Origin of the sequence: Streptomyces sp. NPDC050738 (genome assembly GCF_040654175.1) — a bacterium.
Taxonomy (GTDB): domain Bacteria; phylum Actinomycetota; class Actinomycetes; order Streptomycetales; family Streptomycetaceae; genus Streptomyces.
Genome location: NZ_JBFAHN010000003.1, coordinates 206,635 through 217,892, shown reverse-complemented (window position 1 = coordinate 217,892; position 11,258 = coordinate 206,635). Strand labels below are relative to the sequence as shown.

15 protein-coding genes are annotated in these 11,258 nt (G+C 70.1%); 11 read left to right on the top strand and 4 right to left on the bottom strand.

Annotated features, from left to right (window positions below; genetic code table 11):
- The first annotated feature begins 27 nt into the window (after window positions 1-27).
- Together AB0H78_RS09025 and AB0H78_RS09020 are read left to right on the top strand one after the other, a co-directional pair.
- The gene (locus AB0H78_RS09025) at window positions 28-525 is read left to right on the top strand and encodes a CGNR zinc finger domain-containing protein (protein ID WP_363233607.1); all 498 of its coding nucleotides are present in this window, start codon (window positions 28-30) and stop codon (window positions 523-525) included.
- 8 nt (window positions 526-533) lie between these two features.
- Entirely contained in the window at window positions 534-839 is a 306-nt protein-coding gene (locus AB0H78_RS09020) for a GNAT family N-acetyltransferase (RefSeq protein WP_363233606.1), read from the top strand.
- A gap of 15 nt (window positions 840-854) precedes the next feature.
- On the opposite strand, the gene AB0H78_RS09015 is transcribed toward AB0H78_RS09020, so the two are convergent.
- Window positions 855-1,034, bottom strand: coding sequence for a hypothetical protein (locus AB0H78_RS09015; protein WP_363233605.1), 180 nt, complete (start codon window positions 1,032-1,034; stop codon window positions 855-857).
- A 68-nt stretch (window positions 1,035-1,102) separates the two neighbouring features.
- On the opposite strand from AB0H78_RS09015, the gene AB0H78_RS09010 reads away from it, so the two are divergent.
- Together AB0H78_RS09010 and AB0H78_RS09005 are read left to right on the top strand one after the other, a co-directional pair.
- Window positions 1,103-1,597: a tetratricopeptide repeat protein gene (locus AB0H78_RS09010; RefSeq protein ID WP_363233604.1), complete on the top strand. Its 495-nt coding sequence runs from the start codon at window positions 1,103-1,105 to the stop codon at window positions 1,595-1,597.
- Window positions 1,594-1,974, top strand: a complete 381-nt coding sequence (locus AB0H78_RS09005) for a VOC family protein (RefSeq protein ID WP_363233603.1) — start codon at window positions 1,594-1,596, stop codon at window positions 1,972-1,974. Before AB0H78_RS09010 ends, AB0H78_RS09005 begins: the two co-directional genes overlap by 4 nt.
- A gap of 11 nt (window positions 1,975-1,985) precedes the next feature.
- Here AB0H78_RS09005 and AB0H78_RS09000 read toward each other — a convergent pair whose 3' ends face one another.
- Together AB0H78_RS09000 and AB0H78_RS08995 are read right to left on the bottom strand one after the other, a co-directional pair.
- A complete protein-coding gene (locus AB0H78_RS09000; protein ID WP_363233602.1) occupies window positions 1,986-2,474 on the bottom strand; it encodes an isochorismatase family protein in 489 nt (162 codons plus the stop codon).
- A gap of 27 nt (window positions 2,475-2,501) precedes the next feature.
- A complete protein-coding gene (locus tag AB0H78_RS08995; RefSeq protein ID WP_363233601.1) occupies window positions 2,502-2,924 on the bottom strand; it encodes a GNAT family N-acetyltransferase in 423 nt (140 codons plus the stop codon).
- A gap of 122 nt (window positions 2,925-3,046) precedes the next feature.
- On the opposite strand from AB0H78_RS08995, the gene AB0H78_RS08990 reads away from it, so the two are divergent.
- The 4 genes from AB0H78_RS08990 to AB0H78_RS08975 all read left to right on the top strand — a co-directional run bounded on the left by AB0H78_RS08990 (window position 3,047) and on the right by AB0H78_RS08975 (window position 8,702).
- Complete coding sequence (locus AB0H78_RS08990; protein WP_363233600.1) at window positions 3,047-5,680, top strand: alpha/beta fold hydrolase; 2,634 nt, start codon at window positions 3,047-3,049, stop codon at window positions 5,678-5,680.
- Window positions 5,677-6,549 carry an ABC transporter permease gene (locus AB0H78_RS08985; protein ID WP_363233599.1) on the top strand — a complete coding sequence of 291 codons (873 nt, stop codon included), beginning with the start codon at window positions 5,677-5,679 and terminating at the stop codon, window positions 6,547-6,549. Before AB0H78_RS08990 ends, AB0H78_RS08985 begins: the two co-directional genes overlap by 4 nt.
- 86 nt (window positions 6,550-6,635) lie before the next feature.
- Complete coding sequence (locus AB0H78_RS08980; protein ID WP_363233598.1) at window positions 6,636-8,189, top strand: von Willebrand factor type A domain-containing protein; 1,554 nt, start codon at window positions 6,636-6,638, stop codon at window positions 8,187-8,189.
- Between the two features lie 54 nt (window positions 8,190-8,243).
- On the top strand, window positions 8,244-8,702 hold the full coding sequence (locus AB0H78_RS08975; protein WP_363233597.1) for an anthrone oxygenase family protein: 459 nt from the start codon (window positions 8,244-8,246) through the stop codon (window positions 8,700-8,702).
- A gap of 71 nt (window positions 8,703-8,773) precedes the next feature.
- On the opposite strand, the gene AB0H78_RS08970 is transcribed toward AB0H78_RS08975, so the two are convergent.
- The gene (locus tag AB0H78_RS08970; RefSeq protein WP_363233596.1) at window positions 8,774-9,388 is read right to left on the bottom strand and encodes a TetR family transcriptional regulator C-terminal domain-containing protein; all 615 of its coding nucleotides are present in this window, start codon (window positions 9,386-9,388) and stop codon (window positions 8,774-8,776) included.
- A gap of 106 nt (window positions 9,389-9,494) precedes the next feature.
- On the opposite strand from AB0H78_RS08970, the gene AB0H78_RS08965 reads away from it, so the two are divergent.
- The 3 genes from AB0H78_RS08965 to AB0H78_RS08955 all read left to right on the top strand — a co-directional run bounded on the left by AB0H78_RS08965 (window position 9,495) and on the right by AB0H78_RS08955 (window position 11,154).
- The gene (locus tag AB0H78_RS08965) at window positions 9,495-9,728 is read left to right on the top strand and encodes a hypothetical protein (RefSeq protein ID WP_363233595.1); all 234 of its coding nucleotides are present in this window, start codon (window positions 9,495-9,497) and stop codon (window positions 9,726-9,728) included.
- A 118-nt stretch (window positions 9,729-9,846) separates the two neighbouring features.
- Window positions 9,847-10,287, top strand: coding sequence for a VOC family protein (locus AB0H78_RS08960; protein ID WP_363233594.1), 441 nt, complete (start codon window positions 9,847-9,849; stop codon window positions 10,285-10,287).
- A 483-nt stretch (window positions 10,288-10,770) separates the two neighbouring features.
- Window positions 10,771-11,154: an ankyrin repeat domain-containing protein gene (locus tag AB0H78_RS08955; RefSeq protein ID WP_363233593.1), complete on the top strand. Its 384-nt coding sequence runs from the start codon at window positions 10,771-10,773 to the stop codon at window positions 11,152-11,154.
- Window positions 11,155-11,258 lie beyond the last annotated feature (104 nt).

Sequence of the window (11,258 nt, the reverse complement as noted above, 5' to 3'; positions counted from 1 at the left end):
GGCGGTCAAGTGCGTTACGAGGACTACATGGGAAACGTGGCACGGGTGGCCGTGGAGGTGGCGAACGCCGGGTCGGAGGCCGAACTGACCACTCACACACGGCAGATGATGAACGAACACCAGGTCACCCTGACCGCCTGGGCCGAACTGGCACCCCTGCTGGCCCCGCTCCGCGCAGCGGTGGCGGCGGTCGCCGACGGGGGCGATGTCACCGCCGTCAACCAGCTCCTGACCCGTTTCCCGCCCCGCCTCCACCTCAGCGCCCACGACGGCCCCGGCACCGCCCACCTCCACTACGCCCCCGACGGCGAACCCCCGGCTCGCTGGCTGGGCCGTACCTGCGCGGCGGCGCTCGCCCATGTCGCGAGCGGCGCCCCGGAGGTCACGGTCGGCCGCTGCCGGGCGACGGGCTGCGCGCGCTTCTTCGTGGACCAGTCGCGCAACCGCAGCCGCCGCTTCTGCTCCAACACCTGCGCGAGCCGTACGACAGTGGCCGCGCACCGGGCGCGCAACCGTACGGAATGATGCGGCACATGACGACGGCTTTCGCGCCGGTGATGGCGCGGAGCCTCGTCTGGATCGCGGCGCATCGGGGCGAGCGGCTGGTGGGGTACGTCAATGTGGCGGGCGACGGTGGCGTGCACGCCTTCATCCTGGACACGACCGTCCATCCCGACGAAGGCCGGCGAGGGCTCGGCGTCCGGCTCGTGCACGCGGCCGCCGACGAGGCGCGGGCGCGCGGTGCGCACTGGCTGCACGTCGACTACGAGGCCGGGTTGGAACCGTTCTACGCGGCGTGCGGATTCCGCCCCACGTCCGCGGGCCTCCTGCCGCTGTGACTCCACGCGGGCAGGTCAGGGCTTGTTCTTCGCGGCCTTCTTTATGGCGGCCGTCAGGTCGGCAGTGTCCGAGGCCGGCGGTACGGGCACGCGCTTGGCAGGGCCGAACTTCGTGTAGGTGATGGAGACGGTGGCCGTGCCGATCTCCTCCTTCATGCGGCCCTGCGTCGGGTCCGCCGACTTGCTGTCGAGCACGGACGCACGGATCTCTACTCAGCAGGTATGACATGGACGCCGCAGGAGGTGATCCATAAGGTGGCGCAATGAACGCGGACTGGGACCAGCGCATCGTCGACGCCTATGCGTCCATCGACTCGTACGAGGAGAAGGAGTTCCGGGCGATCGTCGACCGGCTCGTGGCGGAGCTGCCGGACGGAGAGCCCGTCGGGATCTTCGAGCGCGCCGCCGCCCTCGACTCGACCGGGCACTCCGATCTTGCCGTGCCTCTGTACGAGGAGGCGCTGAAGGCTGGGCTCTCCGGGATCCGTCGGCGGCGTGCGGTGATCCAGATGGCCAGCTCGCTGCGGAATCTGGGGCGCTCGGACGAGAGCGTCGTCCTGCTCACCGCCGAGGTGCACGCCGCGAGCGACGAACTCGACGATGCCGTAAGGGCGTTCCTCGCACTCGCGCTGACCGACGTGGGCCGGGAGCGCGAAGCCGTATCGCTGGCGCTCGGGGCGCTCGCGCCGCATCTGCCGCGCTATCAGCGGTCCCTGGGGAACTATGCGCGGCTGCTCCTGGTCGAGGAGGGCGAGTGACCCCCCGGCCGCGTATGACGTTCACCGCCGTCGTCCTCGACGCGCCGGACGCCGCGGAGCTCGCCGCGTTCTACCGGCGGCTCCTCGGCTGGGAGGTCGCGCAGGAGGAGCCCGGCTGGGTCAAGCTCGTACCCGAGGGCGGTGGGACCGGCCTTTCCGTCCAGAGCGAGCCCGACTACGTACCGCCCGTCTGGCCCGCCGATCCCCGCGAGCAGCAGATGATGCTGCATCTGGACATCGAGGTGGACGATCTGGACGGTGCGAGTGCCCACGCGGTCGCCGCAGGGGCGAGGCTCGCCGGCCATCAGCCGCAGGACGACGTACGGGTCCATCTCGACCCGGCGGGGCACCCGTTCTGTCTGTGGGTGCGCACCTGAGCGGGCGGGTCTCAGAGGTAGGCCGAGGTGCTGCGTACCTCACCGAACCGGGGGAAGGTCCGCTCCACCGCGAAGTCGTGTTCGTCCGCCGCGAGCCCCGACATCGCGTCGGCCACGAACTCCAGCTCGTAGCCGATGTCGCTCGCCGCCCGCGCGGTCGACTCCACGCCCATGGTGGTGACCAGCCCCCCGAGGACCAGGGTGTCCACGCCGCGTTTGCGCAACTCCCCGTCCAGGCCCGTCTCGTGGAACGCCCCCACCGTGTGCTTGACGATCTCGATGTCGCCGGGCTGTACGAGACCCTCGGCGAAGCCGCTGCCCGGAGGCTGCTCGGCGACGCCCGGGCGGTCCACCCGTACGAGCACCACCGGGCGGCCGTCCGCCCTGAACGCGTCGGCCAGGAGCCGGCAGCGCGCCAGCACCTCCTCGCCGGAGTGCGGGGCGACGGGCAGGGCGACGATGCGGGGCATCAGGTCTATCAGGACCAGGGCTGAGGGCATGGACGTGATCGTAGGGCCCGCGGCACCTCAGTCCCACTCCCAGGTCAGGATCGCGATCGCGCCGTCCGGCTGTGCGCCCGTCGCCCGGTAGAGCGCCAGCGCCGGTTCGTTGTCCGCGTCGACGGGAACCCACATGTCGTAGCAGCCGCGGTCGCGCGCGACCTCCGCCAGCGTCGCGACGAGCTCGCGGGCGATACCGCGTCTGCGGTACGGCTCGTCCACGCCCAGTTCGTACAGGCACATCTCCGATCCCTTGTCCGGGTGGAGCATCTCGATGCCCGTGATGAACCCGGCAGGCCGCCCCTCCACGTACGCGAGGAGCATCAGATGGCCGGGGGCCGCAAGGAAGGCCAGGGACCACTCGTGGCGGGCAGGACCGTCGAAGAGGTGCTGGGCCGCGACGAGCTCGGCGGGGTCGGTCGCGCGGCGGATCTCCAGGTGATCGGACATGGGCGCTGCCTCTCTACTCCTGCTGCGGTACGGGGTGGTGGCCCCGTACTCCCCGAGTGCTACCGCGAGCTCCACCTGATGGCAGCATCGGGTGTCATAGCTGCCGCTTAGGGTTGACAGTTATGAAGCTACGCAAGCCCCGCAGCAGGCGCAGCCGGGTTGTCGCCGGTACGGTCGCCGCGCTCGCCGTCCTCGTGGGGGCGGGGACGTGGACGGCCGTCGCCTCCGACGGGCCCGCGCCCGTGCACCGCGAGGACCGGACGATGGCGGTGGACGGGGTGTCGCTCGACACCTCGTACTTCACCGCGGGCGGCGACGGACGGCGGCCCGCCGTACTGATCGGGCACGGGTTCGGCGGCTCGAAAGCCGATGTGAAGGGGCAGGCCGAGAAGCTCGCGCGGGACGGATATGCCGTACTGACCTGGTCCGCGCGGGGGTTCGGGAAGTCGACCGGGAAGGTCGGGCTCAACGATCCGGACGGCGAGGTCAAGGACGTCTCGCGACTGATCGACTGGCTGGCGAAGCGGCCGGAGGTCCAGCTGGACAAGGCCGGTGACCCGCGCGTCGGCGTCACCGGTTCTTCGTACGGAGGTGCGATCTCGCTGCTCGCGGCGGGGTACGACTCGCGGGTGGACGCCGTCGCCCCGCAGATCACGTACTGGAATCTTGCGGATGCGCTCTTCCCGGCCGGGGTCTTCAAGAAGCTCTGGGCCGGGATCTTCATCAACACCGGCGGTGGCTGCTCGCACTTCGAGAAGCAGCTGTGCGACATGTACCAGCGGGTCGCGGTGGCCGGGAAGCCGGACGCGGCGGCGACGAAGCTGCTGGAGGAGCGCAGTCCGCAGGCCGTGGGCAGCCGGATCAAGGTGCCCGCGCTGATCGTGCAGGGGCAGACCGATTCGCTGTTCCCGCTGGGGCAGGCCGACGCCGCCGCGAAGGCGGTCAAGGCGAACGGCGCGCCTGTCGCCGTGGACTGGATCGCGGGCGGGCACGACGGCGGGGACCGCGAGACGAGCCGTGTCGACGGGCGGATCGCGGACTGGTTCGGGCGGTATCTGAAGGACGACAAGGGCGTCGGCACCGGTCCTGCCTTCCGGGTGACGCGCACGGGCGGGGTCAGTTCGACCGACGGGGCGGCCCAGTTGAGGGGCGCGAGCTCCGACAGCTATCCGGGTCTGGTCGGCGGGGACCGCACGGTCGCGCTCACCGGCCGCGAGCAGCGCGTCGAGAACCCCGCGGGCGGCAACCCGCCCGCGATCTCCGCGGTCCCGGGTGTGGGCGCGCTGTCGCAGCTCTCCGGTCTGGGCGTGGGGCTTTCGCTCGACTTCCCCGGGCAGTACGCGCACTTCGACTCGGCGCCGCTGAAGCAGAACCTGCGGATCACCGGGACACCGACCGTCAAGGTCAAGGTGAAGTCCGAGGGCAGCGACGAGACGGTGCTCTTCGGGAAGGTGTACGACGTCGGGCCCGACGGGAAGCAGCAGGTGCTGCCCAGCCAGTTGGTCGCCCCGGTGCGGATCACCGGCACGGGTGGCGCGGGCAGGACCGTCGAACTGACCCTTCCCGCCGTGGATCACCAGGTCGACTCCGGTCACCGGCTGCGTCTTGTGCTCGCCTCGACGGACCTCGGGTACGCGTCCCCGGCCGCCCCGGCGACGTACAGCATCGCGCTCGACGGGAGCAGCGGGCTGAGTGTGCCCACCGACCCTGCGGTGAAGACCGCCGCGGCCCCGCTGCCGTGGTGGGTGTGGGGGCTGCCCGCCCTGGCGCTGGTGATCGCGGCGGGCCTCCTGGTCACGCGCAGGAAGTCCGTGCCGGCACCAGATGCCGAGCTGGCCGTGGTGCCGCTCCAGATCACCGGACTGACCAAGAAGTACTCCAAGTCCTCCGACCGGTACGCGGTTCGTGACCTGTCGTTCCGCGTCGAGAAGGGGCAGGTCCTGGGGCTGCTCGGGCCCAACGGCGCGGGCAAGACCACCACCCTGCGCATGCTGATGGGGCTCATCACCCCCGACGGCGGCGACATCCGGGTCTTCGGGCACGCCATCCAGCCGGGCTCGCCCGTCCTCTCGCGCGTCGGGGCCTTCGTGGAGGGCGCCGGATTCCTGCCGCACCTCACCGGGCGCGAGAACCTCGACCTGTACTGGAAGGCGACCGGCAGGCCGGCCGAGGACTCGCATGTCGAGGACGCACTGCGGATCGCCGGGCTCGGCGACGCCCTGGAGCGTGCGGTGCGTACGTACTCGCAGGGAATGCGGCAGCGGCTCGCCATCGCCCAGGCGATGCTCGGTCTGCCCGACCTGCTGATCCTCGACGAGCCGACCAACGGGCTCGACCCGCCGCAGATCCGCGAGATGCGGGACGTGATGATCCGGTACGCGGCCGACGGCCGCACGGTGATCGTCTCCAGCCACCTCCTCGCCGAGGTCGAGCAGTCCTGTACGCATCTGGTCGTCATGGACCGGGGCCGGCTCATCCAGGCCGGACCCGTCGCCGAGATCACCGGCAGCGGGGACACCCTGCTGGTCATGGCGGAGACGGAGTTCACGGAGGTGCTGGCCGAGAAGGTGGCCGTACTGCCGGGGATCGGATCCGCCGTACGGACCGAGGACGGGCTCCTGGTGCGGCTCGACGGGGCGAGCCCCGCCGAGCTCATCACCGAACTGGTGCGCCTGGACGTGCCGTTGACCGCTGTGGGACCGCACCGCCGTCTCGAGGACGCGTTCCTCACGCTGATCGGAGGAGGAGGCGAATGAGCACCATCGACACCCGCGACCCACTCGTACAGACCGCGCCGGGCTACCACCCCCACCGCACGCTGCCGCTGCGCGTCGAGGCGATGCGGCAGTGGAAGCGGCGCAGGACCCTGGTCATGGGGGCGGTGCTCGTGGCGCTGCCGTTCATCCTGATCGCCGCCTTCGCGATCGGCGGGACGCCCAGCGGGCGCGACGGGCGCGTGACGCTGATGGACACCGCCACCGCGTCGGGGGCGAACTTCGCCGCGACCTGTCTCTTCGTTTCCGCGGGGTTCCTGCTGGTGGTGCCGGTGGCGCTGTTCTGCGGCGACACCGTGGCGCAGGAGGCCAGTTGGTCCTCGCTGAGGTATCTGCTCGCCGCCCCGGTGCCCCGGGTGCGGCTGCTGCTGAGCAAGCTGACGGTGGCCCTGGGCTTCAGCCTGGCGGCGATGGTGCTGCTGCCGCTCGTGGCGCTGATCGCGGGCTCGGTCGCGTACGGCTGGGGTCCCCTGGAGCTGCCGACCGGCGGGTCGATCACGGCCGGCGAGGCGATTCCACGGCTTCTGATCGTGGTGGCGTTCATCTTCGTCTCCCAACTGGTCACCGCCGCCCTGGCGTTCTGGCTCTCGACGAAGACGGACGCACCGCTGGGCGCGGTCGGCGGAGCGGTCGGTCTGACGATCGTGGGCAATGTGCTCGACGCGGTGACCGCGCTCGGTTCCTGGCGCGATTTCCTGCCCGCGCACTGGCAGTTCGCCTGGGCGGACGCGCTGCAGCCGCACCTCGAATGGGGCGGAATGCTGAAGGGGTCCGCGATCTCGGTGACGTACGCAATCGTGCTTTTCGCCCTGGCTTTCCGGGGGTTCGCCCGAAAGGACATCGTCTCGTAGCCGGTCCGTGACTGCTGTGTCCGCATCGAGACGCAGCCGCAACTCCTTCGTCGGCTCCATGAAGGGGCCTCGCGAGTCTCATGGACATGAAGCTCAGCGGAAAGACCTACAGGGGTGTGCTGGCCGCGATGCTGGCCGGCGGGATGCTGCTCACCGCCGGATGCGGGGCGGGCGGCAGCCATTCGGACGGAAGCAAGAGCAGCAGCAAGGGGGGCGGTGGCGGGGGCTACAACGGCCCGCTGCCCGCCCCCGCCCAGCCGACAGGAGCGGCGGACACGGACCGCGCCAACGGCGCGGACGGCGAACAGAAGGACATCGCGCCGACACCCGCACCCGACTACCTCTCCACCTTCGCGCTCGACGTGGACACCGCGTCGTACGGCTACGCACGCCGCACCCTCGCCGACGGAAAGCTCCCGGCGGCCGACACCGTACGGCCCGAGGAGTTCGTCAACAGCTTCCGGCAGGACTACAAGCGCCCCGACGGCAACGGCTTCACGGTGACGGTCGACGGCGCCAGGACGGGCGGCGACGGCTGGTCGCTGGTCCGGGTCGGACTCGCCACCCGAGGTCAGGCGGAGGGTGCCGAACGCGCGCCCGCCGCCCTCACCTTCGTCGTCGACATCTCCGGGTCGATGGGCGAGAGCAGCCGCCTCGACCTGGTGCGGGACTCGCTCGGCGTCCTCACCGACCAGCTGCGCGACGACGACTCGATCGCCATCGTCACCTTCAGCGACCGGGCCGAGACGCGGCTGCCGATGACCCGCGTGAAGGACCACAGGAACCGTATCCACGACATCGTCGACAGCCTGGAGGCGACCGACTCCACCAATCTGGAGGCGGGCATACGGACCGGTTACGACGTCGCGGTCGAGGGCCACAGGAAGGGCGCCACCAACCGGGTCGTCCTCCTCTCGGACGCACTCGCCAACACCGGCGAGACGTCGGCCGACAAGATCCTCAAGCGGATCGACGGGGCACGCCGCGACCACGGCATCACCCTCTTCGGCGTCGGCGTGGGCAGCGACTACGGCGACGCGCTGATGGAACGCCTCGCCGACAAGGGCGACGGCCACACGACGTACGTCGCCTCCCGCGCGGAGGCCCGCAAGGTCTTCTGCGACCAGCTCCCCGCCAACATCGAGCTGACGGCCAGGGACGCCAAGGCGCAGGTGGCGTTCGACCCGCAGACGGTGCAGCAGTTCAGGCTGATCGGCTACGACAACCGGAAGGTCGCCGACAAGGACTTCCGCAACGACGGGGTGGACGGCGGCGAGGTGGGCCCCGGCCACACGGTGACGGCGCTGTACGCGGTACGCCTGCGGGAGGGGGCCGGTGGCCATGTGGCGACGGCGAGCGTCCGCTGGCTGGACCCCGAGGACCGGGCTCCGCACGAGCAGAGCGGAATGGTGGAGACGGACGCCCTGCAGAACACACTCTGGTCCGAGACGAGCACCCGCCTCCAAGTGGCAGCGCTGGCCGCCTACTTCGCGGACGAACTGCGGGGCAGGTCCCTGCCGTCCGCACCGAGCCTGAGCGAACTCGCCGACCGCGCCGAGGTGTTGGCCAACACCTCGGAGGACAGCCAGGTGCGAGACCTGGCAACGGCGATAAAGGAGGCGAACGGGCTGAAGGGCTGAAGCAGCCCCCATAACCGGCTGCACAATCCGTCCGCCCCGGCCATCATGTCTCGCATGGCCACCACGCTGCTCGTCCTCGCCGTTATCGCTACCGGGCTCTACGCAGGCTTCATGTTCGCCTTCGCGTCGGGTGTCATGCCCGGCCTGAAGCTCCTGGACGACGAGCAGTTCGTGGCGGCCATGCGCCGCATCAACGACAAGGTGCCGGGCCCCGTGTTCCTGCTGGTCTTCCTGGGCTTCGTGGCACTCCCTGCGGCCGCCCTGGCCGTCCCCGTGGACGGACGCACGGACGACGCCCGCCTGCTGCTCGTCGCCGGCCTGGTGTGCGCCGCGGTGAGCCACCTGGTGACGATCGCCGGCAACATCCCGCTGAACGTGGCGCTCGAGAAGTCGACCGCGTCGGCGAGCGAGACCCGCGCAGCCTTCGAGGCAAGGTGGAACCGCCTCCACCTGGCCCGTACGGCCGTGACGACGGCGTCCTTCGCCCTGACGGCAGGCTCGTCCCTGGCGTGAGGCGCGGTGCCCACAGGTCGAACCCGCTCGGCGCGATCCCCGGCGCGCAGCAGGCCACGTAGGCAGCGGTGTCAGTCCTCGGCGGGCGGCTGTTCCAGCAGCTGATCGATGTGGCGCTGGAGGACGGCCGACGCCGCAGCCGAGGTGTGATGGCCGGCCAGGACGTGGGCCGTGAGCCCGTCGGCCAGGGCGAGCAGCGTGTGCGCCTCCAGCTCGACGTCCAGCTGCCGCCGGACTTCCCGCGTGTCCTGCCCGTAGCGGATGAGCCACACGACGAGGTCGTGGAGCTTGCCATAGGTCTCGCGCAGCACCGCGGTCAGCGTTTCGCCGGCAGGCGCTTGAGCGACGAAGGCCATCCACACCCGAGCCTGCGTCGCTGACCCCTCGTCCAGCAGGGCGACTTCGGCCAGGGTGTGGGAGAGCAGGGTCGCAGCGGCCTGGGGCGTGGAGGTCGCGGCGATACGCCGGTTGGCGCGTTCGCCGACCTGCTGGCTGATGTGCTCCAGAGCGAAGAGCAGCATGTCCTGCTTGGTACGGAAGCACCGCTGGACAGAGCCCATGGACACCTCGGCCTGAGCGGCGACGTCACGAAGGCTGACGGCCTCCATGCCGGAAGACGCGATCAGCGTGCAGACCGCCTCGGCGATGTGCCGGCGCCTCTCCTCGTAATCGACCTGCTTGGGCACGGTCCACTCCTCGCTCATCCTGATGCACTTGCATCATATCCGGTGCCACGGCACGATGTGATGCAAGCGCATCGGAACGAAATGCCGACACTGGGAGGAAGAGCTAGTGAGGACGAACACCAACTCACGCGGAGGACTGCTGTGGCTGTTCGGAGCCATCCTCGTGATCCAGGGCTTCGGCTCCGCCATCACGGAGGCGCGATGGAACACGAGCTTCGGCGCCGCCGCCCTCCTGCGGGCAGCCGGCCTGCCTCAGTGGACGACGCTCCTGATCGGCTTCGCGGGCCTGGTCCTGCTCCTCATGGCGGCGCGCGGTCACGACGCACGGAACCGAACCTGAGCCGCGCCCGGATTTTTCGGAGTCCGTCGCTCGGGGCATGTCGAGAACGCGCCCCCGGCTCCGTCCCAGGGGCATCAGCGGCCACCACCGGCCGCACGAGAAAGAAGGAGAATCCACCATGGCAATCCAGCGGATGGACAACGTCGGCATCGTCGTCGAGGACTTGGATGCCGCAGTCGCGTTCTTCGTGGAACTGGGCATGGAGCTGGAGGGCAGGGCGCAGGTAGAGGGCCCGGTAGCCGACCAGTGCACCGGCCTCGACGGCGTCCACTGCGACATCGCGATGGTCCGGACCCCGGACGGCCACAGCCGCCTGGAACTGGCGAAGTACCGCAGCCCAACGGCGACCGGCACCGAGCCGCGCAACAAGCCCCACAACATCTTGGGCACGCACCGCGTCATGTTCGCCGTGGACGACATCAAGGACACGGTGGCCCGCCTGCGCCCTCACGGCGCCGAACTGGTCGGCGAGATGGCCCGCTTCGAGGACAGCTACCTGCTCTGCTACGTCCGAGGCCCGGAAGGCATCATCGTCGGCCTCGCCGAGCAACTGAGCTGAGCCGGGTTGGGCGTGCGTGCCCGGGGCCCCGGACGGCTGACGTCGGCGGACTCGCTTCAGGCCGTCTTGAATGACGTAGGGAAACTCTGTCCGCGTGATGATCAGGAACGTCCGGTGCCGTCCCGTCGGCCCACCGGATGACTCGGCTACCGTGCCCAGCATGCGTTCTGCACCGGACACGCCCCAGGGAGCGGCCAAGTCTCTGCTGCCCTCACTCGGGAACCGCTGGCTGCACACTCGGACCGTAGCTCCACTCGCGCGGGACGCAGGCCTCCACCCACTCGACGGGGCACGCCACTTGGAGATCCTGGGCGCGCCATCGCGGCTCGTCCGGGAGGTCGCTCACCACTCCGGCGCCGTGTATGAGGCAGAACAACGTGACCTGCCAGCCGAGTCGGGCAGCGGGGTGCACACCGCGATCGCGAAGGCCAGGCCGTATCTCAGTGCAGCAGTCCAGGGCACCAGGACTCGCCTGGAGGGCTCGTGACCACCTCCGCCGCCCCGGGCTACAGCGCAGAGCCTCCGGAAGATGAGTGGTCGCCAGTCCGCCAGGCCGTTGAACTGCAGGACGTTGAGCTCCTGGCCCGGTTGTTGGACGACGGCGCTGATCCCAATGAGATCTATCGGGGAATGACGCTGTTGCTCCACGCCATCGACGTCGAAGGTGACAGCGCACTGCAAAGTGGGGGCCCGCTCACTGTGGCCACCACGGCCGTTCTTCTGGCATACGGCGCAGACCCGAGGCTGTCGGGCGCTCCCGGTGGTCAGACACCGCTCGCTCTGGCTGAGAGGTATCACCATGACTTGGCACTCCGGTTGTTGCGCCGCCACATGAGCAACCTTCCCGACGTTCATGACGCCGGCTGACCGCCGTCGAAAACTTCGACTCGTATTCGACACGGCCACCCGCAGAAACCCGGTGACAGCCGGACAGCGTCGGTCCCGATCCGCCGTGACCAGGGGAGGGGCCG